We start from the raw sequence: 24,304 nt of genomic DNA, 5'->3' as shown, positions 1-24,304 counted from the left end.
AAATGAATATTGTATCTTTTGGCGGCGGCACGAATAGTGCCGCCTTACTTATTGGCCTATACAAGCACAAAATCCCGATTGACCTTATCACCTTTGCCGATACGGGCGCGGAACACCCGCATACCTATCAATTTATCGAGATAATCAATCAATGGCTTGCGGAACACGGTATGCCGCAGATTACCGTTGTGCAGTATGTTGACCGCTACGGCAACCGCCTATCTCTTGAAACCGAGTGCTTGCGCTCTCATACGCTCCCGTCGATTGCCTACGGGCATAAGCGTTGTTCGCAGAAACACAAAATCGCACCGCAGGAAAAGTTTTGCAACCACTATGCGCCTTGCCGCGAAGTATGGCAGCGCGGCGAGAAAGTCAACCGCTATATCGGCTATGACGCGGGAGAAGTGAAACGGTATGAACATTCCCGCAAGTACAACGAAGCCGACAAAAAATATCATAACCGCTACCCCCTCATTGAAGAATGGGGCTGGAACAGGGACGATTGTATCCGGGAAATCAAAGCGGCAGGATTGCCGCAGCCGGGTAAATCGTCCTGTTTCTTTTGTCCGAGCATGAAGAAACAAGAGATTTTATATCTCAAAGAACACTATCCCGATCTATTTAACCGGGCGGCGACTTTGGAAGAAAACGCTATGCCCTATCTTAAAACCGTTAAGGGATTGGGGCGCAGCTATTCATGGAAAGAACAGTTTGGAAAGGAGTAAATGACTATGGCGAACACGAAACTTGACCGTATCGAAAGGGATATTGAGAAAACGAGGGCAAAAATCCTTGAACAGCAAAAGAAGCTGAAAGACCTTGAAGCGCAGAAAGTCGAGGAAGAAAACGCGCAGATCGTGCAAATGGTAAAGGCGGTACACCTTGACGGGACGCAGCTTGCCGCGTTCCTCTCCGCTTACGCCAGCGGCGAAATCACCTTGCCGCAGCCGGAAGCCACTTACCCCGCCGAACAGGAGGACAACGACAATGAAGAATAAAAAGATAATCCGAAAGTTTACCGTATTGCTTGCCGCACTGGTTATCATGTGCGGCTTTTCTGTTACCGCTTATGCGGGCGGTGGCGATGAAAGCGACGACACGCCTACCCCCGTAACCGAGGAAACCCCCGCGCCGGAAACCGAGCCGGAAGAAACGACGGGCGGCTATGAGCCGCAGCCCCTTACCCCGGACGGGAATATGTCCCTTGTGGACGATATAACGGGTGAAGCGTCCGGCGACAAGCAGTTTATCACCGTCGTTACCAAAAGTGGCAACTATTTTTACATCATCATTGACCGCGCCGAGGACGGGGAAAATACCGTCCATTTCCTTAACCAAGTGGACGAAGCGGATTTAACCGCCCTTATGGAGGACGGGCAGACCGAAGCCCCCGTTTGTAGCTGCACCGATAAATGCGTTGCCGGAAGCGTCAACACCGCTTGCCCGGTTTGCAGCGTCAACATGAGCGAGTGCGCGGGTGTGGAAGCCGAGCCGGAGCCGGAAGAAACCGAGCAGCCGCCGGAAGAAGAAAAAGGCGGCGGCATGGGTATTCTGCTTGTCGTGCTGCTTGTTGCCGCAGCGGGCGGCGGCGCGTTCTACTACTTTAAGATTTTGAAGCCCAAAAAGGACGCGGCGAAAGGCAGCAGCAGCCTTGACGACCTTGATTTTGACGAGGACGACGAGGAAACGGAAGTAGTCGAAACCGAACAGACCGAGCAGGAGGACGATAATCTATGAAACTTGTAATTGCAGAAAAACCGAGCGTCGGGGCGGCGATTGCCGCCGTTATGGGCGCGAATGAAAAGCGCAGCGGATATTTTGAGGGCGGCGGCTACCTTGTGTCGTGGTGTATCGGGCATTTGATTAGCCTTGCAGACGCGGCGACCTACAATGAACAATTCCGTAAATGGAAGTACGACGATCTTCCCATTGTCCCGCAGGAGTGGCAGTTTATTGTTGCCAGCGGCAAGGAGCAGCAGTTTTCCATTCTCAAAGACCTTATGCACCGCAGCGACGTTACCGAGATTATCAATGCTTGCGACAGCGGGCGCGAGGGGGAACTCATTTTCCGCTTTGTCTATGAACAGGCGAATTGCAAAAAGCCCTTTTCCCGCCTTTGGATTAGCAGCATGGAAGCAAGTGCAATCCGCGAGGGCTTTTCAAATCTCAAAGACGGGCGCGGCTATGACAACCTCTATCAATCCGCGCTTTGCAGAGCAAAGGCCGATTGGCTCATTGGCATTAACGCGACCCGCCTTTTCTCTATCCTCTACCATAAAACATTGAATGTCGGCAGAGTGCAAACGCCCACCCTTGCTATGCTGGTAAACCGCGACTATGCAATCAGCAGCTTTAAGAAAGAGAAATATCATGTCGTCCGGCTGGACGTTGGCGGCGTTGCCGCCCTTTCCGAAAGGCAGGACGACGAAGCGGCGGCGCGGCAGATGAAAGCGGCTTGCGAGAAATCGCAGGCCGTTTGTACTTCCCTTAAAAAAGAGAAAAAGACCGCAGCCCCGCCGAAACTGTTTGACCTCACCGCCTTGCAGCGGGAAGCAAACCGTTTGTATGGGTTTACGGCGAAACAGACCCTTGACTATGCGCAAGCCCTTTATGAAAAACGGCTTTTGACCTATCCCCGCACCGACAGCAAATATATCACTTCCGATATGGAGGGCAGCACAAAGGAACTTATCACCGGCCTTTGCGCTGCTCTCCCCTTTATGCAGGGCGTGAAGCTGCAAGCCGACCTTGCGAGGATTTGCGACAACAGCAAAGTAACCGACCATCACGCCATTTTGCCGACAGCGGAGTTTGTGAAAACGGGCTTTTCTTCCCTTGCCGAAAGTGAGAAAAAGCTAATGACCCTTGTGTGCGCAAAACTGCTTTGCGCCGTTGCCGCGCCCTATGAGTATGAAGCGGTTACGGCGGTTTTCACTTGCGGCGGCTATACCTTTACCGCAAAGGGCAGGACGACGCTTTGCGAGGGTTGGCGCGAGATTGAAAGACTATCCCGCGCCGCGTCCGGGGAACAGGACGAGGACGCAGAGCCGGAAGCGGTTTTACCCCCGCTTGCCGAGGGGCAGACCTTTGACAATCCGGCAGCGGAGATCTCCGAACGTTACACGCAGCCCCCAAAGGCATTTACCGAAGATACGTTACTTTCGGCTATGGAGAGTGCGGGAAAGGAGGACACGCCGGAGGACGCGGAGCGCAAAGGGTTAGGCACCACCGCGACGCGGGCGGGTATCATTGAAAAACTCATTAGCGCGGGCTTTGCCGAGCGCAAGGGCAAAAAGCTAATCCCCACAAAGGACGGGTATAACCTTGTCGCTATTCTGCCCGACAGCCTTACGTCCCCGCAGCTTACGGCAGAATGGGAAACGCGCCTTACCGGGATTGCAAAGGGCAGCGACAGCCCCGCCGACTTCATGCGCGGGATTGAGGAAATGACAGCGGGGCTTGTCAAGACCTATTCCGCGATTTCCGAGGATAAAGCGAAGCTGTTTACCCCGCAGCGGGAAGCAATCGGCACTTGCCCCCGTTGCGGCGCGGCGGTTTACGAGGGCAAGAAAAACTTTTACTGCTCCGACAGGGCTTGCAGCTTTGTGATGTGGAAGAATGACCGCTTTTTTGAGCAGCGCAAAAAGGCTTTCACAAAGGCGATTGCCGCCGCCCTTTTGAAAGACGGAAAGGTAAAAATCAAAGGTATGTACTCGACCAAGACGGGAAAGACCTTTGACGGAGTTGTGCTGCTTGCCGACACAGGCGGCAAGTATGTAAACTTCCGCGTCGAGCAGAACCGAAAATGATAAGGCTTGATGAAAAGCAATACCGCGCCGTAAAGAAAATGACCCGCGCCGCTTGTGCAAACAACGATTGCGGGAATTGTCTGCTGCTGGACGACGGGGAAACTTGCGTTTGTGTGCAGAGTATCAGCTATTCGCTGCTATGCCGCTATTTCCGCGAAGCGGTATTACCCGCCGACAGGCAGCTTTGCGAACAGATCACCCGCAGCGGGGAAACCGATTTGAAGCGTTGCGCGGTATGCGGCAGCACGTTTGCGGCGGGCAGCAACCGGGCGAAATACTGCCCCGATTGCGCGGCAAAGATACGCCGCAGACAGAAAGCCCAAAGCGAGAGAAACAGGCGTTTACGGATAAAAACAACTACATAGCAAGCACAGCAAACGAGTACCCGTTTGCGAGAAATGCCCGCGCTTCCCATAGAGAGCGCGGGCATTTTGCTTGTTGGGATAGTCCCAAACCCTTATATGACCGAGAAAGGACGTGATGAAAGAATATGCCGTATTCCTCATACGACCATGACAAATTAGAAGCCGCCGAAACCATGCGGATAGAACGCCGGATATATTTTGAAGCAAAGGACAGGGAGATTGCCCCTTATGCTTCCTTGCCGATTGCGCAGCTACTTTCCATGCGCAGCGAAAGCGCGGCGGCAGAACAGGCGATTTTTGACGACCTTAAAGAACGCGCCGCCGCATGGGAAGAACAGGCGGGAAGAACGCTTTTGCTGGATAAAACACTTGAATATGTGAGAACGCCGCACGTCCAGCACACCGCTAACGAGTGGCAGACCACCGAGCATAACCGCCATATTCGCAGCAATCGGGTATATCAGATGAATTACTACATTTACGAGAATACCCGCTACGACAAAGAAGCGCAGAAATCTATCCCGTATTCATGGACGCTTACATGGAGCGTGCGCACCAACAGCCCAAGCAGAACCCAAGCGAAGATTGCCGGACAAGATAGAAAGGTTTTCACCGACAAGGCAGCTATGGAAAAGTATCTGAATGGGCGTATCAAAGCGTATGACCGCTTGTTTACGGAAATCTCCCCGCCTATCCCGCAGGAGTACGCCGACTATTTCAAAGTAAACGGTATGCTCATGCCGGACTACACCATAGAGGGCGAAGAACCCCCGCAGCAGCAACAGGCGGCAGCTATCCCCGAAAATACCGGGCAGGAAAAGGAGCGTGAACACATGAGCGAACAGTTTTCTATTATGATAGGCAACCGCAGCCGCTTTGACGCGGGCGACCCCGGCGGCTATTGGTTGGATATGCCCGCCACAAAGGAGCAGTTGCACGAAGCTATGCGGAACGTCGGCATTACCGCCGACAACCCGCAGGATTTTTCCATTCGCGGCTATTCCGACGACCCGGAGAAACATATTGCCTTGCCTTATGAAATGGTATGCGCCGCCGACGTGGACGAACTCAATTTTCTTGCGGCGCGGCTCGAACAGCTTGACCCCGCCGAGGTTGGCAAGCTGAACGCAGCTTTGCAGCAGAAAAACGGGCTTGCAAATATTGGACAGGTAATTGACTTCACCTACAACGTGGATTTTTACGTCCATATCCCCGAAGTACATAACTACCACGATTTGGGCGACTATTACTTAAATCAATCCGGCATGGTACAAATGCCCGAAGAATGGAAAGGCGGCATTGACCTTTCTACTTTTGGCAGGAACGCTGCCGCGCAGGAAAAAGGCGCGTTTACCGAGTACGGCTATATCGTGGAAAGCGGCGACGAGTGGGAACGGCAGTTTGAGGGGCGCGAAGTGCCGGAAGAATACCGCATTATGAGTTACCCGCAGCCGGAGCGCGGCGAACAGGACAAAGCCTATATGGACGCAGCCGAAACGCAGCAAGCAGACGCACAGGCCGCAGAGCCGCAGCAGCCCCGCCCCGTCGTCCCCATTATCCTTACTTCCGAAAAGCCCGCCGAAAAGGTAAAGGAGATCACCGCGCGTTTGGAACAGGGCGTACAGGCGATTTTTGACAGCGACCGCTACAAAGAGTTTCTAACCGCTATGTCAAAGTTCCATGATTATAGTTTGAATAACACTATCCTAATTGCTATGCAGGGCGGCAATTTGGTAATGGGCTTCCGTCAATGGGAAAAGGAGTTTGACCGCCATGTAAAGAAAGGCGAGAAAGGCATTAAAATCTTTGCCCCCGCGCCCTACAAGGTGAAAAAGCTGGTTGATAAAATCGACCCCGAAACGAGAAAGCCCATGCTTGACCGCGAGGGAAAAGTGGTAAAGGAAGAAAAGGAAATCACCGTCCCCGCCTTTAAGGTTATAACCGTCTTTGATATTTCGCAGACCGAGGGCAAGGAGTTTCCCGACCTTTCCGTTAAACCGCTGCTTGCCGATGTGGAGCAGTACGAGGATTTTTTCGCCGCCCTTGAAAAAGCGTCCCCCGTCCCGATTGCATTTGAGCAGATCACAAACGGCGCAAATGGGTATTTCAGTTTGACCGACAAGCGTATTGCAATCAAAGAGGGCGTGAGTGAATTACAGGCGGTAAAGACCGCCATTCACGAAATCGCCCATGCGAAGCTGCACGACGTAGACTTAAACGCCCCGCCGGAGCAGCAAAACCGCGTTGACCGCCATACCTGCGAGGTAGAAGCGGAAAGCGTCGCTTATACGGTTTGCCAGCATTTCGGCCTTGATACTTCCGATTACTCTTTCGGCTATGTGGCTGGTTGGAGCAGCGGCAAGGAAATGACCGAGTTAAAAGCGTCCCTTGAAACAATACAGACCACCGCAAAGGAACTCATTACCGAGATTGAGGGGCATTTTACCGAGTTGCAGCAGCAGCGGCAAGCCGAGCAGGAGCAGGGCGATACCTTTTCCATTTATCAGTTAAAGCGCGGGGACGAAACAAGGGACTTGCGCTTTGAGCCTTATGACCGTCTGCAAGCGGCTGGACTTACCATTGACCGGGTAAATTATGAACTCGTCTATACTGCACCGCTTACAAAGGATATGACGCTGGGCGACATTTGGGAAAGGTTTAATATCGACCACCCCGCCGACTTTAAGGGGCATAGCCTTTCCGTTTCCGACATTGTTGTGCTTCATCAGAACGACGAGGACACCGCCCACTATGTAGACAGTATCGGTTTTCAGCAAGTGCCGGAGTTTTTGCAGGAGCAGCAGACCCCCGTATTTGACAAGCTGCCGCCCGAACAGCAGCAAGCCTTGTCCGACACCGTACAAGACACTTTGCAAATGCTGGTTGACGCAGACAAGCGGATTTATGGCGACGTTACGGGCAAGACCCTTGAAGCAATCGCGGCGCAAGGATATTCCTACAAGGACGGGCAGCTTGAAAAGCAGCAGCCGGAAGCGACCCCCGACAGCCTTTTGACGGGTGAAACCGTTAGAACGCCGAGGGGCAATTTTCATATTACCGATATGAGCCGTGAACAGATCGAAGCGGCGGGATTTGGTTTTCACCATGCGTCGGAGGACGGGAAGTATCTCATTATGGGGAATGGCACACAGGCTTATGCCATAGCCGCCGAGCAGCCGCAGCGGGATAATCCCTTAAAGCACGTCGAGGACACCATAGAGCAGAACGACAACAATTTTGACGGGCTTATCAACAATACGCCGCAAACGCCCACCGTTGCAGATTTTGAGCAGCGGGCAAAGGCGGGGGAAGCGATTTCCGTTACCGACCTTGCAAAAGCGGTAAAAGCCGAGAAACGGGAACAGCCGCAGAAAAAACCGTCCATTTTGAAGAAGCTGGACGAATACAAGAAACAGGCGGCGCAGCAGCCGAAAGATAAACAGAAAGAGCATAAAAAGGATTTGGAGGTTTGATAGCATGAATACCCGCTTTACCATTGAGGAAGAAAACATTGTTGCGATCTACGCCGAGGACAGCCGGGAAACAACGCTTGAAAATATCCTTGCCGCCATGCCCTACATGGACGAGGATATGCGCCAGCTTGCCGCCGCAGCGGTGAACAAGCTGCAAGCCATGACGGACAGCGAGTTTTCCGAAAGGGAGTTTATCTTGACCGACGAGGAATAGCCCATAGAGAACAGGGGCGCGGTTGCCGATTTCCGGCACCGCGCCCCTGTTCTTTTTTTGTCCTTGCGTGGACAATTAGAAAGCCGTTTTTGCGGGTTTGAATATACTTTATCGTCTATGTCGTTTTCATGCGCTGGAAGCCGCAGAAACACAGGCGTTTTCAGCCCTTAACATTCCACTTGCCACCCCATGTTTTGCGCCTTATCGCTCCTGCTCCCGCGCCCTGCTTTGGGACGGGTAAAGAATACTATCGACGTTCTTTTTGACAACGCCGTATTCCTGCATTTGCTTCTTGGCTTGCCGATAATCTTCATACAATTTGGTTTTCCTGTCGTTTAAGCTTCTATACTCCTTGCGCAGCGCGGCGAGATCGGGCAGCTTCTTTATCTGCATTTCCTTTAATGCCCTTGCCGCAGCTTCAAACAGGATAATTTCGCTTTCATGCCCCCGCAGATACTTTTCCTTGTCCGGCGATTTTCGGTATTCATCGTAAATCGGTTTTAACTGTCGGTATGTGGTGGTGTGCTTGATAAGCAGCGACAAATCAGACATACGCTGTTCCACTTCCTTAACCGCCTTTGCCGCCGCGTCATGAGCGGTCATAATATCGGCTATCTTGCTTTCAAGTTCGCTATAATACTCAATCTTGTTTTCGGTTAGGAAGTTCATGCTTTTAGCAGCCTGTTTCAGATTATGGATTTTTGCCCACCGTTCATAGCCCGCCGACTGTTGGGCTTTGATACTGTTTTCAAGATCGACGACAAGCCGGATTTTCTTATCTTCCCGCAGCGTTTTTGTTTTGGCAACATACACGCCCTTGATACGCTCCTTTATCGCTTCTTCCGTATAGGCCGCGCCGAGCGTCTTTGTGCGGGTAAACCGTTCCTGTCCGGCAGCGCGAAAGGAAATGTATTTGCCCTGTTTGATTTCATACCCCATTTCCTGCAAGCGGCGCAGCAGTTCGTCAAAATCTTTCACTTGGGGAATGAGAGTATCTATCGCCGTTTTCAGCTTTGCTTTGTAGCTTGTCCCTTGCTTTTCGGCGGTGTATTCTGCATAGCTTTTTCCCTTGTCCTGTCCCGGTACGACGACGGATAGCCCATGCTCTTTACATATCCTGTCGCTGGTGCGCCGGATAAAGTGATAGCTTTGCTTGTTGGAATGGTACTTTTTGTAGTCAACGAAGCTAACCGCGTTGAAAATCAAGTGATTATGCAGATGGTCTTTATCGACGTGAGTTGTCAAAACAAACTCATACTTGCCGCCTAATACCGCCCCGGCAAGTTCCATGCCGATTTTGTGCGCTTCTTCCGGTGTGGTTTCTCCCACCGCAAAGGATTGTATCAAGTGCCGCCCTAAATGTGTGCCGCGATCTCCGGCAGCTTCCCGCGTCCATGCAAACTCAATATCGGCGGTTTCCAGCCCGCAGCCGAAAGAGGACGCAAGCAGCTTCCCGTCTGTCTTTTCGGGATTTAAGATATAGTCTATCGCAGCCTTTAAGGTTGATTTAATAGGGTGCGTCTTTGTAACCGCCATATCTCGTCCACCGCCTTTTTAATGTCCTCTATATCCTGCCTGTAAACCGTCCCCGTCGCATTGGCGCGTTTTGCAATTTGGTTGATGTTCCGGCTCACCGCTTGCAGTTCCCGGATATATGCTTTTGTGTCGCTTCGGTCAACGACAAGAATATACCCGTCTATCGCCATTTTACGGAAGTATGCCCCATACTGCTTTATGGGAAGCTGCTTCATCTTCTCGTCGATCAGCCGCTTTTCTTCTTCCGTAACGTAAAACTTCATCTGTATATTTCTCTTTCGGTTTTCCATTTCCGCACCGCCTTTCGGTATAAGGGTTTGGGATTATCCCAACAAGCATTTTCCGCAAACGGGTACTCGTTTGCTGTGCTTGCTATCTACTCCATACCCCCACCGAAAGGCGGTATTTGTTGCGCGTTCCTTTGATTTTGGACGCAAAAAAAGATTGCAGCCGCCATGCGCTGCAATCTCCCGATTTCTCATATTGTGAGGTTAATCCTCTGCTTTTTCGACTTCCGTTATCTCCCTTGCTGTTGCGGTTACAATCCGTATGCCTTTATCGCTCATACCGTCCAGCAGCGCGTCAAGCTGCCGCCGCCCGGTGGATTTCTCCGCATTGCTGTTCGGGAAGAAAAATTGATCTACCGAAATATGATACCGGGTTACAAGGTCATAGAATACCTGTAAACTCGGCTGTTGTCCCTTGTTCTCGATATTCGCAAGGTAGCGCGGGGAAATATATAACTCGTCGCTTACCTTTTTGCGGCTCTCGCCGTATTCATTTCTCGCGGCTTTTATAGCTGCCCCGAAAGCCTTAAAGTCGTACAATGGTACGGGTCTTTTTGCCATTTTCATTCACCCTGTTACATTTTACAGTTCACCTTTCTTTTTGGATATGTCCACACAATTCATATCATTAGGTTAAATACTTCCTGTTGTGTATTGACAGTAGACTGATTTTCTGATAAAATAAAATTTATGTAAAAGGAGGCGGCGTTTATGTTGCATAGCATGCGTATTAGATAAGCATTGAAAAAAAGGATTTTCCCATTTTCAACATGGGCTTTTTTGTCATGCTTATTTTGCGGATGCTATACAAAAAACTAACGACGTATAGATATAGTATAGACATAGTGCAAGCTATGCCTTAGTTTTGTTGTACTGCTCTGTGCATTATAAATGCAGGTCAATGCTCATGTTGAGGATTGACCTGCATTTTTTTGTGTAAAAAGGACGAGTGAAATATAATGCTTAAAAAATATTGGATAAAATGTCCGATTTGTAACGGAAAGACGAGAGTTCAAGTATTTCATAATACTGTATTAAAAGATTTTCCTCTTTTCTGCCCTAAATGCAAATTGACGCATATCATTGATGTAGAAAAATTAGAGATTGTAATCAAAAATACAGAAAAACAAACTTTTATTATTTAGAAGAAAGGATATAAAAATGAAACGTTTACCTAAATATACGCCTGCGGAAGTACGGAATGATCCATACGGATTTACTTACAAAGAAATGTCGGAAGTTATTGGCGAGAATGAAGCAAAAGCCTTATATGAAGAATTATATAAGCAATTACCACGCAAAAAAAATCTATCAATGTTGGTAAAAAATATTTGCAAAAGCAGTGATACTGAAAAGTATGTTTACGAACTGAAAGACAACAAATACATTGAAACGGTTTTTATCAAGCGGCGAGATGGTGGAACTGTTTGCGTGAGCACACAAGTCGGTTGTCCTGTTGGTTGTATTTTTTGTGAGTCCGGGCGAAATGGCTTTGTTCGTAATCTAACATCGTCAGAAATCGTACAACAGATTATATTGTTGCGTCGAAAAGTAAACCGTATCGTTTTTATGGGTATGGGAGAGCCTTTATTCAATTATGACAACTTGATAAAAGCAATCCATATTCTCCGAGATAGATATGGGCTCAACTTTCCAACCGACGGCATTACCATATCAACAGTTGGTCCGGTCGATCAATTAAAAAAATTGCGCGAGGAACATCTTAAAATTCAGTTGACAATATCTTTACACGCAGCAACACAATCTGCAAGAAATCGTATTATTCCTCACATGCGCATATATGCTATTGAAGATGTTGTTAAGCAAGCCTTATCCTATTCTGAAAGGCATAATCGCAAAATTGTCTTTGCGTATTTGCTTTTACCGGGTATAAATGACCGGCCCTCAGATGTAAGACAACTTGCAAAATGGTTTCGGGGCAAAAAAGTTATGATTAACGTGTTACAATACAACCCAACAAGCAATTCAAGAATTAAAGCACCACAGAAACGGGAAATAGTTGCATTCAAACATCAATTAGAGCAAGCAGGACTTGAAGTTACTATGAGAGTTTCTCATGGCAGAGAGATTAACGCGGCTTGTGGACAGTTAGCTAACACATATAATAAATTCAAAAAAAAATGATTAAAAGTGCCAGACGCATAGACGCAGAGCCGATAACGCATTAGGTCAAAAAACCTATGTGTTATCGGCTTTTTTATTTAATATTGCGCAAAAGCCGCTGTTCCCTATTATAGAATGGATTGCGGGTAGTGTATTAAAGTCGCCCTTTTTTAAGGATACGGCGGTATCGGGGAGGTATCGCCGTGTCCATTTTTATTTACTGTAACCCGCCTAATGCTTTGCGGTCAAAAAAAGCTATGCTCCGCAAGCGGGATATTCCGGCTATGAATGTGAACTGTCAATACATTTAGCTACTGCTTACATTTCCTTTGCGCCCGTCCGCGTCTTGCGGACGGGCGCATTTTGCTTTTTTCAACTTTTTTCTGAAAAGCGCACTCAAGAGCCATCTCCCGAACGGGTACGGAGCGAAAGGGGCAGAGAGGACAAGCCCTTAACTCCCGTCCTCTACTCCACGCGGGAAGGAGGTGAACTCTATGGAGCTATCTTCTTCCGACAAGGAAAGAATACAACATCAGTACGACGCATTAGCAAAGAAAACTTTGGTCGGCGAAGCGAAAAGCCACCGCCGCACTCTTGCGAAACGCGCAGCACGCGAAGTTACTTTTTCGGATTTGAGCGAAAGCGAACTCGCGCAGCTTTTCACAACGGACGAATACGAAAGCGATTATTTCCGTTTTCAAGTGTCCGGCTTTGATGTACTCGTCAAAAATGAACTGCTTGCCGAAGCCCTTAACGCTTTGCCCGAAAGGAAACGCGACATTATCCTTTTGTCCTACTTCTTGGATATGAGCGACGCGGAAATTGGCGAACTGCTGAATGTTGTACGCACGACGGTTTTCCGGCACAGGAAATCCGCGCTTGCGAAAATCAAACAGTATTTGGAGGGAAAAGCAGATGATGAATACCGTTAGGAAGTCTGAAAATCTGTTGCCGTTCCCTGTCATTTCCGCAGCGGCAAACGGCGACACAACCGCCATGTGCGCGATCTTGAAGCACTACGAGGGTTACATAGCGAAACTTTGTACCCGCACGCTGAAAGACGACGCGGGCAATACCTATTCCTATGTGGACGAGGAAATGCGTAACAGGCTGCAAGTGCGCCTTATTACCCGCACCCTTGCTTTTCATGTAGGATAATCTTTTAGCCCATGCGGGGAGCGTGTCCCCTTTCCACGCTTCCCGTTATGGGCTATTTGTCGTTCCGCAAAAGCATATCCGCTGTTGATGTGCTTTTGCAGGCCGACAAAGCCTATTGTTCTTTGACAAAGAAAGCGGCCTTTGGTGCGCAGCATAACAGGCAAACGGGTACATTCCGTCTGTACCGAGCCAGTCGGCGGGTACGCCATGACAGCTTTTCCCCATAGGGGAAAAGCCGAGCGAGAACTACCGCGCCGTAAAACAGGTTTAGCAGCTTGTGGGCGACGACATACAAGGCGGCACAATGATACTCCCGCGTTGAACACCCTCAAAGTATTGCGCGGCGCACCCATAAGCATGGGCCGGGGTGAAACTCCCGTGAGGTTGCAGCTAACAACCGCCCGTTTTTGCCTTTTGACGAATATAGTTTATCCATACAGGAAAAGGAGGTTTTTCTAATGGATAAAAAACAGACAATTACAACCGAACGCAAAATAGGGAAAATCACCTATCTTGTTCAAGCGTTGCCGAGTGAAAAGGCAACCGATACAATCCATAAAAAGATTGAGAAACTCATTGTAAAGGATTTGCAGAAAAAGCCCGGAAATCCGGGATTTTTAGCGTCCGAGTAGTGCATTAGGCGGCGGGATATGGTATAATGATAGCAACACATTATACCTGTTTATTCGGCTGTCGGAAAGGAGGACTAATGTTACAGTCGAATAAAATCACCGCCCTTTACTGCCGTTTAAGTCAAGAGGATATGCAAGCCGGAGAAAGCGGAAGCATACAGCACCAAAAAATGATACTTCAACGCTATGCGGACGAACACCATTTTTTGAACACAAAGTTTTTTGTGGACGACGGATTTTCCGGCGTGAGTTTTGAGCGCGAGGGGCTGCAAGCGATGTTGCAGGAAGTGGAAGCCGGACGAGTGGCGACGGTCATTACCAAAGACCTTTCCCGTCTTGGCAGAAACTATCTGAAAACGGGCGAACTCATAGAGATTGTATTTCCCGAAAACGGAGTACGCTATATCGCGATCAACGACGGAGTTGACACAGCGCGGGAGGATAACGAGTTTACCCCCTTGCGGAACTGGTTTAACGAGTTTTACGCCCGCGACACAAGCAAGAAAATCCGCGCAGTTAAACAGGCACAGGCGCAAAAAGGCGAGCGCGTCAACGGGGAATATCCATACGGCTATATCCCAGACCCGAACAACCGCCACCACCTTATACCCGACCCGGAAACCGCGCCGATTGTCAAACAGGTTTTCGCTATGTTTGTTAGCGGCGTGCGTATGTGCGAAATCCAAAAATGGCTTGCGGAAAACAAAGTCTTGACGATTGGAGCGTTGCGCTATCAGCGTACAGGACAGGCGCGGTATCAGCGGGCAATGATCGCCCCCTATACTTGGCCGGACAAAACGCTCTATGACATATTAGCAAGGCAGGAATATTTAGGGCATACCATAACCGCGAAAACTCACAAGGTATCCTACAAGTCGAAAAAGACCCGGAAGAACGAAGAAGAACAACGCTATTTCTTCCCAAACACCCATGAGCCGCTTGTTGACGAGGAAACCTTTGAACTTGCGCAAAAGCGGATTGCTACCCGCCACCGCCCGACAAAAGCAGCGGAGATTGATATTTTTTCCGGCTTGCTGTTTTGCGCTGGTTGCAGACATAAGATGTATTACCAACAGGGCGTAAATATCGAGCCGCGCAAGTTTTCCTATTCTTGCGGCGCATGGCGCAACAGGGCAAGGACAGGCAGCGAGTGTACCTCTCATTATATCCGCAAAAACGTACTTCTTGATTTAGTGCTGGAAGATATGCGGCGGGTTTTGCGGTATGTTAAGGAACACGAACAGGACTTTATCTGTAAAGCTACCGAGTACGGCGACATGGAAGCGAGAAAGGCATTAGCGCAGCAGCAAAAGGAACTTTTCAAAGCACAGGCGCGTATGACCGAACTTGACACGCTTTTCCGCAAGCTGTATGAGGACAACGCATTAGGCAGACTGACAGATGAACGGTTTGTGTTTCTAACTTCCGGCTATGAGGACGAAAAGAAATCCCTTGCCGCAAGGATAGACGAGTTACAACAGCAGATCGCAACCGTTACCGAGCGAAAAAGGGATATATCAAGGTTTATTCAGATTGTCGGGAAATACAGCGACATACAGGAATTGACCTATGAAAACGTCCATGAGTTTATCGACCGTATTTTGATACATGAATTAGACCGGGAAACCAACACCCGGAAAATCGAAATCCATTATAGCTTTGTCGGACAGGTTGATACCGAGCAGGAGCCGACGCAAGTTGTCAACCATGACCGCCGCAACATGGTAGATGTAAAAAGTATCGCTATCTAACCCCAGCAAAATTCGTACCGCTCCAACCGTCGTCAGAATAGACCGATACATTCGGAAAATTCCGTTCACGGGCATACCGCGTGAGCATATCCTTCTGATGAATGATGGAATTACTGTCCCCGGCAAGATCATCGTCGCGGCTCAAGCGGCAATAGATGGCGGTGATTTTTTCTTGTGACTGTCTGTTGTTCATAACGATACCTCTTTCAGACAGCCAGCTCATTTGTGGCAATTACAGTATAGCCGATTTTCCTGCCGCAGTAAAGCGGACAATGTAAACTTTTCCGGGTTTTCATCGCAATTCCTCGCTTTCTCAGCCTTCGCAGCCCATTTTGATCAGGCGCTTGATTTTGTCGTTCATATCCTCCTTGCCGTTTTCTTTGAAATGCAGCGTCACGCGGTAGGTGGTGTTGCCCACCCTGCGGGTCATCCTTCCGGCAGAGGAAGGAGCGTCAGGCGTGGGACGGCGCACGATTTCTTTTGCGGTCGCGGTGGCGGTATTGTTCATAGGCACTCCTTCTCCTTCATCATCGTTTTTATTTTTTCCAGCTTACTTTGTGCGGCCTGTCTGCGGAAGTTTGTCCCGGTGAACAGGATCGGGGCGCACATTTCCAGCAGCCGGTCATAAATACGGGCGTGGGGTGTGTCCTGCGGATGCTGCAACTCGTCAAGGCTCAGATTGGTGGTGACGATCAGGGGCTTGCCGCTGCGGTAGCGGCTGTCTATCACGTTGTAGACCTGTTCCAGCCCGTATTCCGTGCCGCGCTCCATGCCGAAATCATCCAGAATCAGCAGCGGATAGCGGCACAGGTGGGCGATGTATTGGTTTCTGCCCTCAAAGCTGCCAGACAGGTCATTGAGAACGGCGGCAAAGTTCGTCATGCGGACGGGAATTTCCTTTTCCATCAGGGCGTTGGCAATACAGGCGGCGAAAAAGCTCTTGCCCGTCCCGACGCTGCCCCAGAGCAGATAGCCGATATTCTCTGAGCGCATCGTATCAAAATTGTCGGCATAAAATCTCGCGTGCTTCATTTGCGGATTCGCGCCGTTGTCCTGAGCAAAGCACCAGTCCCGCAGCTTCGGCGTGTCAAAGCAGTCCTTTTTCAGCTCCTTTACGGCGTTCTCATGCTTGCGCTGCTGGTCGGCCAGCCGCTCTTTTTCATAACGTTTTTGCTGACAGGCACAGTTCGTGGGATGCCGGTCACGTCCGAACAGGGCGGCGTGACCATCTTCAAAATAGGCTTCCTTCGGCGTATGGCACTTGCCGCAGTACAGCAAGCCGTCCTCGCCGGTGTAATCGCCCTCGTCGGGTCTGACTTCCATCACTTTGGAAACAACATCGGTAAAATCGTTCATAGGCTTTCTCCCTCCTTACAGGTGTAATCAGGGATGCCCTGTTTCGGGACACCCTTTGCTTTATCGTTCTCTGCCCACCGTCTGATGGTGGCAGCGTGATTCTGATAGCTTCTGCCTGTGGATTCCATGTAGGAGGACAGCTCGGATATGAGTCTGTCCAGCCTGTCGGGAAACTCCCGCAGCAGCTCGGCGTATTCGGTATCAGTCAGGAAAACATTCTCATACCGCCCGTATGTGGCGGGCGCTTCGCTCTCTCTACTCATGTGGTTCTGATTCAGGTTGCTACTACTCAGGTTGTTAGGGGACAGTTTTCTTTCCATCATAGGGACAGCTTTCTGTCCATCAGTCAGACAGTTTTCTTTCTCAATGAAGGACGGATTTCTGTCTGCCTCTTGGAAAGTTTTCTGTCCGTCTGACGGCAGCTTTACATAGATGCGGTTCGGCTTGGAAAAGCCACTTCTGCGCCGCTCAATCAGCCCAGCGTTCTCCAGCTCGGAAAGGGCGTTTTTCACGGTCATGGGGCTTCTGTCCAGCGCGGCGGCAATCTTCTCTATGGGAAACACAAGGTAAATCCTGCCGCCCTCGTCCAGCCAGCCGTTTGCCTGTGAGAGCGTCGCCCGGTCAAGCAGCAGCGCGTACAGCAGCTTCGCCGTCTGGGTCAGATCTGTTTGCAGCAGGAAACGGGGATATGGCAGATACGGCGGCAGCCGGGTATCCGCTCTCATGTACTCAGTGATGGAATGTCACCTCCTTCGTGGGAATTAGAGGTATAACGAATCGTGACAGCCCTCAGTCGGGCGGTTTCCAGCGTTTTGACCAGTAATGCGGACAAAGAACAACGATTGCCCGGAAGCTTTGCTTGCAGCCGTGGACACACCCACGGCAAAGGGGATTGTAGGAAATGCGGTTTCGGTGGTCGAGGAAGAACGACCATTCCAGCCGCCGCTGTTTACTCATTCTCGGCATTTTTACACTCCTATCTGTCGCCAAAGCGTTATGCTCCGGCAGACGGTCAAACTGTAAATCTCGGTATCATTTTCGGAGATTTTTTGCGCTGTACGCTCCACTTGGAGAACGGGTGGTATTGCGGTATGGGTAAGTCCCTTCGGCGCGTTCTGTGCGCTTTCGGGAGGGGCATTTGCTCCTTTTTGGATTTGAAAACAAATTGTATCTTTTTCGTGCGCTGTATTGTATTTCTCGTGCAGATGGCGTATAATAATAGTGCCAGTAGAAAGGGGATGATTTCATGGCTGGAACTACAACAAACATCAGCATCCGAATGGACAGCGACCTGAAAGCACAGGCTGACGCTTTGTTTTCGGAGCTTGGCATGAATCTCACAACGGCTTTCAATATTTTCGTGCGTCAATCGATCCGGGAGGGCGGGATTCCGTTTGAAATCTCCATCAATCAACCTAACAAGGAGACGATTGCCGCCATGCTGGAAGCGGAAAGGATTGCGAAAGACCCGTCTGTAAAGGGCTATAACGACCTTGACGAGCTTTTTGCCGATCTGAAAAAGTGAGAAAGACAAAGCTGACCGTCAAGCCGACCACGGCGTTCAAGAAGGATTACAAGCTGGCAATCAAGCGCGGACTGCAAATTGAGCTTCTTGAAACCGTGATTGAAACGCTTGCAATGGGAAACACGCTGCCGCCTGAGAACAGAGATCATGACCTGACCGGCAACTGGCGTGGACACCGGGAGTGCCACATTCAGCCCGACTGGCTTCTGATCTACCGCGTTGAGGGCGATGTTCTGGTGCTGACACTTTCCAGAACCGGAACGCATAGCGATCTGTTCGGGAAATGAGCATTGTGCCGCATGGGGAAACCTGTGCGGCATTTTGCTTTTTACCGCTCCTGCTCATGGCTGTGTCCTCGCTTCGGCTGCGGCATCGACATCTGATAGTTGCGCTGCATGGTCATCAGCTCATGCAGCCGGTCGCTTTTCTCGCGGTAATCGTTGTAGCACTCGTTTTTCTCTGAAATGAGAGATTGAATCTCCGCAACGACCTCTTTGCGTTTCGGAAGCTGCTTGGGTGCGCCCAGCTTGTCAAGCTGGCGCTTGGCAGCGTCGTTGATGATAAAATCCGCTTCGTGTGCGGCATAGAATTTCTGCCTGTCCTTTTCTTTGCGGATCGCACGATACTCCTTGATAACGGGATAGGTTTTGCGGTAATTGTCCATTGCTTCCAGCATTGCCTTTTTGTCCGTCACTTTGGCAGCGGCAGCGTCATAGCGGCTGCGTGCTTCCCGTGCTTCCGCACCGGCTGCATCAACAGCGGCGCTCAGCTTGTCCGGGGATAGAAGATCATGCTCCTGCAAGTATAGGAAGGTTTTCGACCACGCCTTGAGATTGTGCATCGTCGCCCAGCGGTCATAGCCGATGCCCTTGCCCTCGGCGCGTTTTGCTTCACGGTCAACCATGCGTCCAACGGAGGAGGCTTGCGGTGCGCTCCACTTCGGGGCAGTCTTGTCGGAAGCACCCTCGTTTGAAGATAGGGTGCGGTCAAGCGGAATACCATCATTTAAGGTGAGGGTATTCTCAGGACGCAGGGTGTTTTGCTCCAAAGCGGCAAGCACGGCGGCCTTGTCAAAGCTATCACCCAGCTTCCGCGCCGTGATGGGCTTTGTACGGTCGGGTGTGAGGTAGGAAAACCGCCCGCGACTCTCCTTGACGGTCACGCCGTATTGCAGGAGCTTTTGCGTAAAATCCTCGACGGTGAACGATTCGTTCAGCGTTTTTCGGATGATCTGACGCAGCTTCTCTTTGTCGGTTTCAAAGCGTGTCGGCTTGGTGGGCTTGCCCTCTGCGGCAAGGGCGGCGTTTTCATGATCCAGCGCAGCCTGTCCCTTTTTCCTCGCCCAATACTCGCGCTCAGTGACGCGGTTTGCGCTGCCGTTCAGAAGATCGATCTGATACAGCCCGGCTTCGTGGCACAGCTCCATGACCTCGGATCTGAAATATTCCATTGCCGCGTCGGTGCAGCGGTGCTTGCATCCGGCTTTCGTGTCGGCGGGTCTGTCCATGTAGGGCAGCAGCGGCACATTTTCGATCCGCAGACTGTTGATGACGATATGCACATGGATGTTGCCGGACTGGTTATGCCCGTCCGGGTGGGTGCAGACGATAGCCTGATGACCGGGAAATTGCTCCCGGCAAAACCTCTCGCCAAGCTCCTGCGCCTTGTCCACGGTCAGCCCATTGTCCGGGCCGTCCCGTGGGTCAAAGCTGATGATGTAGTGGTGGCTCTTTACGTCCTCTTTCTTCTGATTTTTTCCATAGCGGAGGTTGGAGCGCATACAGGCAACCGCAAAATCTTCCTCGCCGCAGTTCAGCGTGGAAATGCGGTAATCCTCTCTCGGCACAAGCCGCCCGTCCGCGTCCAGTGTGGGCTTCATGGTGAACTCGTCGTGCGCAAAGGTCAGGTATTTTTCAGCGTCGCCGTAGTTGGCGTTTTTAGAGCTGATATGTTTGAACGTTGCCAACGGCTTCACCTACCTTTTCCAGAACCTCAAACTTCAAGGCGGCAAGGTCGGAAGCCGCCGCTCGTACTTCTGCCGCAAGCTGGGGATAGGGATTGTGCCAGTCGTTGATGGCGCGGGCGATCTGATTGAGGTTATTCCCAATTCTGCCGTATTCGGCGGTCAGCTTTCCGAGCGCGGCAAGCAGCTCGTCGTTGACCGGGGAAACCGTGACAACGGGGCGAATGCTTGCGCCCTGAATGGCTCTGCGGATAAACTCGGACTGACTGATGCCGTAGGGCGCAAGGCGGGCGGCAAAATCGGCGTATTCATCCTCGGTCATGCGGGTCTTGACAACACGGCTGCGGTGCGGCGTGTCATACCTTTTGCGGGGCATTGGCTTCATCTCCTTTCACTTATCGCCGTTTTCGGGGCAAATTTGCACCCTATTACCGGCTCAAACTCACAAGGGTTTTCCAAAACGGAAAGCCCTTTGCTTTATAACTTCTGCTTTCTCAGACTGCCTGACGTTCTCGGCACTCGCTTCAAGCCCGCAATTTACTCATGCGGCCTTTCATCGGATGGTCTGCGACGGTTGTTATCACGCTCGGACGATCCCGGATGGGGAGTAGCTGCCCTCTGCTGTCATCGCCCACCGGGAACGACCCGGCTTTCCCGAAGCTGACGTTGATCGCTCACTCCCACACGGGAGGTCTTGGCGCGTCCTTCGGTTCGGCTATCGCAGAGAGCTTGTTGCCTGAAAAAACTATTCACTTGTCAAGGAACACCGTGCCGCCGGGGTCAAACTGTTACCGGCTCCGGCACGGGAAGGGCTTTCCGGCTTGGAAGCCCCTCAATTTACAACGGACATTTTTTCTCGAAAACTTGGTACTGCCGGAGAAAAAATTCTGAAAACCTCTCCACCTTACCAAGTGAATCAGCCCCCGGTTTTGTCCCAATGTTTTTCTCCTTCACTTTACAACGGACAAAAATCTGCCGTTTGTTGAGTATGGCGGTGAAGAAAGTTTTCTGTGCTGGCTGCGGGCGCTGGTTTCAGCTCAGGCGATTTTCAAAACCTTGCACGGCGATAGAGCTTGCAAAGCTCTGTCGCTGGGCAAGGTTGCCGCAGTCGTCAGGCTGCGTATAGCAGGGTTTGGGGAAGGCACTCCCCAACAAGATTCCGATGGGACAGAATGAGCAAAATGCGAAATCTGGCACCTCGGTAGAATCTTGCTCTCTGCTGCTCCTAACCTCCCTTCACTTTACAACGGACATCTTTCCGGCAAAAAGCAGGGTGTGTATTTGTAAACATTTTGTGAACAAGTTGCCATCGCCCGCCGTTCGTTGCTGCGACTTTTTTTCTGTTTTTATGGCATCGCAGCAGCGGGATTACGACATACCAATGGTGACATTGGCGTTACCATTAGTAAGGCTCGACCGGAGCGTTTTTCCTCCTCTACCCTTACTACAATTTCAAAAACGCTTTTTGGCCACTTCTGCAAATAAAGCGTTTGCGATAAACCGTCCTGCCCACTATTCACCACTACCGCGGCCTGACGTGAGCGGTTTGGCAAAGTCCAGAAAAAAGGCAGCCGCTTTTTCTGCGGCTGCCTGTGTAACTTTTCTGTGAACTCTATTGACTTTGAATGTCTAATCGTGTAGACTAAACACGAAGTCTACTGTCGTAGACAAGGAGGGCTTGCATATGGAGATACCAAAGATTCATGAGGGTGAATATCGGTTCTGTCTGATTATGTGGGAGCATGAACCAATCGCTGCTGCGCAGCTTACAAAGCTATGTCAGGAACAGTTGGGATGGAAGCGAACCACGACTTATACCGTTATCAAACGCCTTGGGGAACGCGGCGTACTGAAAAATGAAGATGGCATTGTGACCGCTCTTGTATCAAAGGATGAAGCGCAGGCGTGTGAGATCGATGAACTGGTGGAAAAGAAGTTTGAAGGCTCTCTTCCTGCTTTTATCGCTGCCTTTACCAAACGGCAGGATTTATCTAATGACGAACTTGACGAAGTGCAGCAGATGATCGACCGCATCCGAAAGGGGGAAGCAACATGAGCGAACTTTTTCTGAAGATCGTCAATATGAGCATATCCGCAAGCTGGGTTGTGATTGCGGTTTTGACATTGCGGTTTTGCTTGAAAAAAGCTCCCAAATGGGTAAATGTTCTGCTTTGGGGCATTGTCGCTGCACGGATGGTTTTCCCGTTTTCGATTGAAAGTGTACTGAGCCTGATACCGAGCGCAGAAACGATTAGCCCAACCATTATGATGGAGCAGTCACCTTCCGTCCAGACGGGTGTTCCTGCCCTCAATCATGTTATCAACCCAGTAATCAGCGGCTCGTTCACGCCCGCACCGGGTGCCAGTGCAAATCCGCTGCAAATATGGATTCCGGTTTTAGCGGGGATTTGGCTTTTCGGAATAGCAGCCCTTTTCCTCTACTCTGCTGTGAGTTACTGGCGTTTGCGCCGCAAGGTCTGCGAAGCGGTAATCCTGCGGGGCAACATCTATCAAAGCGAGAAGGTTTGCTCCCCGTTTGTGCTGGGAATCATCAGACCCAAAATCTACCTCCCGTATCATATGGACAGCCGCGAGATGGGTCATGTAATTGCCCATGAGCAGACGCATATCTGCCGCAGGGATCATTGGTGGAAGCCGCTTGGCTTTCTGCTTCTGACGATCCATTGGTTTAATCCGCTGATGTGGCTCAGCTATGTCCTGCTGTGCCGGGATATTGAGCTTGCCTGTGATGAAAAGGTTATCGGGGAAATGGGCAATGAGCAACGGGCTGATTATACACAGGCACTTGTGACTTGCAGCGTGGGCCGTCGTGTAATTGCAGCGTGTCCCCTTGCTTTTGGTGAAATCGGAGTAAAGGAGCGTGTAAAGTCCGTGATGAACTATAAGAAGCCCGCATTCTGGATTGTTTTGGCTTCCGTAATTGTCTGCGCTGTGATTGCAGTTTGTTTCCTGACAAATCCAATCGGGTTCCAATTCGATGTGTCAGCCAACACTATTGTTTCTGCAAATCACTTTGATATGAGAAATGCGGACGATCCGGTTGCCATTGAAATGACCCCGGCACAGATCGGTGAGTTAAACTCCCGTCTGGCTGGAGTTAAAAACTGCAAGCGTAGCGATAAATATGCCGGACTGACGCCGGGATATCAGATCAGTGCGCAGATGCAAGATGGAAGTTATATCAGAATCAGCGGATATAGCCTTTCTGATAACACAATGGTGGACATTGAGCAAAGTGGCAAGCGGTATGCGGTGTCGGACAGGGAGTTTCAGGAATATCTGAGCCGAATCTGCGCCGGTGGAGATGTTTCTGCGGCATTCGATTTGCAACCGCTTCGTGTGCAGTATCCGGAATACTTCGATCTGGATGCGTCCGCAGGACTGGATGTCTATGTCTGGCAGATGGCTCCGGACAGTTATTACTTTGGCTTGCTTCCGCATACGGCATCTCCAAGAGACAGCACTGCACAGGAATTGCTGGCGCTTCGCGGTGCAAGTAGTGAGCAAATGCGGTACATCCTTGCCGCGTATGCACTCGATCCGGATGATATCCATGTCATTCCGTGGCAAAATCCTATTTCCAGCTATATCCCGGAGTGCTGGATTGTCACTGAAAACGGAGAAAGTCTGGAAGAAAAACAGGCGCAGTACATAGAAACAGTCAGCGCCATGCTTTTTGGAGAAGGGGACACACTGCTGCATAACGACTACCCGATCTACGATTCCATCGTTTTCGACGTAGATGGAGACGGAATAGATGAGGTCTGCGTTCTCGGTTTTGGGCGAACCTCCGGCCTTTTCACCTTCACCTTCCGCGCCGCAGAGATTGGGGCAGACACGCTGAAATACGATACCCTATTCTGCACGGAATGGTATGATTTATCCTTTATCCGCGGGGACGACGGCGTTGTCCGTGTGCAGGGGATTGACCAGAAGGAACCTCCGCAGACGCACCTGTTTGATATTGCCGTTGTTGATGGCAGCATACAGCTAACCGAGGACGGGCAGAGTATTTCGCGCTATTAAGATCCTCCCCATGATGCAATTTCATATTTTGGTCATTCCATTCTGCCACAAATGAGCTGACCAT

26 protein-coding genes are annotated in these 24,304 nt (G+C 50.5%); 17 read left to right on the top strand and 9 right to left on the bottom strand.

What is annotated here, in order from left to right:
- Positions 1-2: 2 nt before the first annotated feature.
- From ABUA09_RS08090 to ABUA09_RS08060, 7 genes are all read left to right on the top strand, one after another.
- Complete coding sequence (locus ABUA09_RS08090) at positions 3-725, top strand: phosphoadenosine phosphosulfate reductase domain-containing protein (protein ID WP_002604475.1); 723 nt, start codon at positions 3-5, stop codon at positions 723-725.
- A 6-nt stretch (positions 726-731) separates the two neighbouring features.
- Complete coding sequence (locus ABUA09_RS08085) at positions 732-998, top strand: DUF4315 family protein (RefSeq protein ID WP_002584965.1); 267 nt, start codon at positions 732-734, stop codon at positions 996-998.
- Positions 988-1,737, top strand: coding sequence for a DUF4366 domain-containing protein (locus tag ABUA09_RS08080; RefSeq protein WP_002584964.1), 750 nt, complete (start codon positions 988-990; stop codon positions 1,735-1,737). The genes ABUA09_RS08085 and ABUA09_RS08080 overlap by 11 nt, the downstream gene beginning before the upstream one ends.
- Positions 1,734-3,809: a type IA DNA topoisomerase gene (locus ABUA09_RS08075; protein WP_002584963.1), complete on the top strand. Its 2,076-nt coding sequence runs from the start codon at positions 1,734-1,736 to the stop codon at positions 3,807-3,809. Before ABUA09_RS08080 ends, ABUA09_RS08075 begins: the two co-directional genes overlap by 4 nt.
- The gene (locus ABUA09_RS08070; protein ID WP_002584962.1) at positions 3,806-4,174 is read left to right on the top strand and encodes a cysteine-rich VLP domain-containing protein; all 369 of its coding nucleotides are present in this window, start codon (positions 3,806-3,808) and stop codon (positions 4,172-4,174) included. The genes ABUA09_RS08075 and ABUA09_RS08070 overlap by 4 nt, the downstream gene beginning before the upstream one ends.
- 125 nt (positions 4,175-4,299) lie before the next feature.
- Entirely contained in the window at positions 4,300-7,647 is a 3,348-nt protein-coding gene (locus tag ABUA09_RS08065) for a YodL domain-containing protein (protein ID WP_002584961.1), read from the top strand.
- A gap of 4 nt (positions 7,648-7,651) precedes the next feature.
- Positions 7,652-7,861 carry a transposon-transfer assisting family protein gene (locus tag ABUA09_RS08060; RefSeq protein WP_002584960.1) on the top strand — a complete coding sequence of 70 codons (210 nt, stop codon included), beginning with the start codon at positions 7,652-7,654 and terminating at the stop codon, positions 7,859-7,861.
- Between the two features lie 201 nt (positions 7,862-8,062).
- On the opposite strand, the gene ABUA09_RS08055 is transcribed toward ABUA09_RS08060, so the two are convergent.
- The 3 genes from ABUA09_RS08055 to ABUA09_RS08045 all read right to left on the bottom strand — a co-directional run bounded on the left by ABUA09_RS08055 (position 8,063) and on the right by ABUA09_RS08045 (position 10,245).
- A complete protein-coding gene (locus ABUA09_RS08055; RefSeq protein ID WP_002584959.1) occupies positions 8,063-9,397 on the bottom strand; it encodes a relaxase/mobilization nuclease domain-containing protein in 1,335 nt (444 codons plus the stop codon).
- A complete protein-coding gene (locus ABUA09_RS08050) occupies positions 9,358-9,687 on the bottom strand; it encodes a plasmid mobilization protein (RefSeq protein WP_002584958.1) in 330 nt (109 codons plus the stop codon). The genes ABUA09_RS08055 and ABUA09_RS08050 overlap by 40 nt, the downstream gene beginning before the upstream one ends.
- A 201-nt stretch (positions 9,688-9,888) precedes the next feature.
- Complete coding sequence (locus ABUA09_RS08045) at positions 9,889-10,245, bottom strand: helix-turn-helix transcriptional regulator (RefSeq protein ID WP_002584957.1); 357 nt, start codon at positions 10,243-10,245, stop codon at positions 9,889-9,891.
- Positions 10,246-10,643: 398 nt separating this feature from the next.
- On the opposite strand from ABUA09_RS08045, the gene ABUA09_RS08040 reads away from it, so the two are divergent.
- The 6 genes from ABUA09_RS08040 to ABUA09_RS08015 all read left to right on the top strand — a co-directional run bounded on the left by ABUA09_RS08040 (position 10,644) and on the right by ABUA09_RS08015 (position 15,349).
- Complete coding sequence (locus ABUA09_RS08040; protein ID WP_003431289.1) at positions 10,644-10,829, top strand: cysteine-rich KTR domain-containing protein; 186 nt, start codon at positions 10,644-10,646, stop codon at positions 10,827-10,829.
- A 16-nt stretch (positions 10,830-10,845) separates the two neighbouring features.
- Positions 10,846-11,829 (top strand): 23S rRNA (adenine(2503)-C(2))-methyltransferase RlmN, encoded by a 984-nt coding sequence (rlmN, locus tag ABUA09_RS08035; protein WP_002584956.1) that lies wholly within the window; start codon positions 10,846-10,848, stop codon positions 11,827-11,829.
- A 473-nt stretch (positions 11,830-12,302) separates the two neighbouring features.
- Positions 12,303-12,740 (top strand): sigma-70 family RNA polymerase sigma factor, encoded by a 438-nt coding sequence (locus tag ABUA09_RS08030; protein ID WP_002604474.1) that lies wholly within the window; start codon positions 12,303-12,305, stop codon positions 12,738-12,740.
- Positions 12,724-12,966 (top strand): helix-turn-helix domain-containing protein, encoded by a 243-nt coding sequence (locus tag ABUA09_RS08025; RefSeq protein WP_002604473.1) that lies wholly within the window; start codon positions 12,724-12,726, stop codon positions 12,964-12,966. Before ABUA09_RS08030 ends, ABUA09_RS08025 begins: the two co-directional genes overlap by 17 nt.
- 458 nt (positions 12,967-13,424) lie before the next feature.
- Positions 13,425-13,598 (top strand): transposon-encoded TnpW family protein, encoded by a 174-nt coding sequence (locus ABUA09_RS08020; protein WP_002604472.1) that lies wholly within the window; start codon positions 13,425-13,427, stop codon positions 13,596-13,598.
- Positions 13,599-13,675: 77 nt separating this feature from the next.
- Complete coding sequence (locus ABUA09_RS08015; RefSeq protein ID WP_002604471.1) at positions 13,676-15,349, top strand: recombinase family protein; 1,674 nt, start codon at positions 13,676-13,678, stop codon at positions 15,347-15,349.
- Here the strand turns inward: ABUA09_RS08015 and ABUA09_RS08010 are convergent.
- From ABUA09_RS08010 to ABUA09_RS07995, 4 genes are all read right to left on the bottom strand, one after another.
- Positions 15,342-15,542: a recombinase family protein gene (locus tag ABUA09_RS08010; protein WP_349949270.1), complete on the bottom strand. Its 201-nt coding sequence runs from the start codon at positions 15,540-15,542 to the stop codon at positions 15,342-15,344. The genes ABUA09_RS08015 and ABUA09_RS08010 overlap by 8 nt on opposite strands.
- Positions 15,543-15,662: 120 nt before the next feature.
- On the bottom strand, positions 15,663-15,857 hold the full coding sequence (locus ABUA09_RS08005) for a transposon-encoded TnpW family protein (RefSeq protein WP_349949269.1): 195 nt from the start codon (positions 15,855-15,857) through the stop codon (positions 15,663-15,665).
- Positions 15,854-16,705: an ATP-binding protein gene (locus ABUA09_RS08000; RefSeq protein ID WP_349949268.1), complete on the bottom strand. Its 852-nt coding sequence runs from the start codon at positions 16,703-16,705 to the stop codon at positions 15,854-15,856. Before ABUA09_RS08000 ends, ABUA09_RS08005 begins: the two co-directional genes overlap by 4 nt.
- Positions 16,702-17,430, bottom strand: coding sequence for a replication initiator protein A (locus ABUA09_RS07995; protein ID WP_349949267.1), 729 nt, complete (start codon positions 17,428-17,430; stop codon positions 16,702-16,704). The genes ABUA09_RS08000 and ABUA09_RS07995 overlap by 4 nt, the downstream gene beginning before the upstream one ends.
- Positions 17,431-17,951: 521 nt before the next feature.
- On the opposite strand from ABUA09_RS07995, the gene ABUA09_RS07990 reads away from it, so the two are divergent.
- Together ABUA09_RS07990 and ABUA09_RS07985 are read left to right on the top strand one after the other, a co-directional pair.
- Complete coding sequence (locus tag ABUA09_RS07990) at positions 17,952-18,230, top strand: type II toxin-antitoxin system RelB/DinJ family antitoxin (protein ID WP_022180030.1); 279 nt, start codon at positions 17,952-17,954, stop codon at positions 18,228-18,230.
- Positions 18,227-18,517: a type II toxin-antitoxin system mRNA interferase toxin, RelE/StbE family gene (locus ABUA09_RS07985; RefSeq protein ID WP_195615463.1), complete on the top strand. Its 291-nt coding sequence runs from the start codon at positions 18,227-18,229 to the stop codon at positions 18,515-18,517. The genes ABUA09_RS07990 and ABUA09_RS07985 overlap by 4 nt, the downstream gene beginning before the upstream one ends.
- A gap of 41 nt (positions 18,518-18,558) precedes the next feature.
- Here ABUA09_RS07985 and ABUA09_RS07980 read toward each other — a convergent pair whose 3' ends face one another.
- Together ABUA09_RS07980 and ABUA09_RS07975 are read right to left on the bottom strand one after the other, a co-directional pair.
- Positions 18,559-20,196 carry a relaxase/mobilization nuclease domain-containing protein gene (locus ABUA09_RS07980; protein ID WP_349949266.1) on the bottom strand — a complete coding sequence of 546 codons (1,638 nt, stop codon included), beginning with the start codon at positions 20,194-20,196 and terminating at the stop codon, positions 18,559-18,561.
- Positions 20,168-20,569 (bottom strand): plasmid mobilization protein, encoded by a 402-nt coding sequence (locus ABUA09_RS07975; protein WP_349949265.1) that lies wholly within the window; start codon positions 20,567-20,569, stop codon positions 20,168-20,170. The genes ABUA09_RS07980 and ABUA09_RS07975 overlap by 29 nt, the downstream gene beginning before the upstream one ends.
- 1,308 nt (positions 20,570-21,877) lie before the next feature.
- On the opposite strand from ABUA09_RS07975, the gene ABUA09_RS07970 reads away from it, so the two are divergent.
- Both ABUA09_RS07970 and ABUA09_RS07965 read left to right on the top strand, forming a co-directional pair.
- Positions 21,878-22,249: a BlaI/MecI/CopY family transcriptional regulator gene (locus tag ABUA09_RS07970; RefSeq protein WP_279204488.1), complete on the top strand. Its 372-nt coding sequence runs from the start codon at positions 21,878-21,880 to the stop codon at positions 22,247-22,249.
- Positions 22,246-24,240, top strand: coding sequence for a M56 family metallopeptidase (locus tag ABUA09_RS07965; RefSeq protein ID WP_279204490.1), 1,995 nt, complete (start codon positions 22,246-22,248; stop codon positions 24,238-24,240). Before ABUA09_RS07970 ends, ABUA09_RS07965 begins: the two co-directional genes overlap by 4 nt.
- Positions 24,241-24,304: the final 64 nt, after the last annotated feature.

Source organism: Intestinimonas sp. RTP31139st1_F5_RTP31139_211217 (assembly GCF_040226735.1).
Lineage (GTDB): Bacteria > Bacillota > Clostridia > Oscillospirales > Oscillospiraceae > Intestinimonas > Intestinimonas butyriciproducens.
This window is presented reverse-complemented; position numbering and strand designations above follow the sequence as displayed.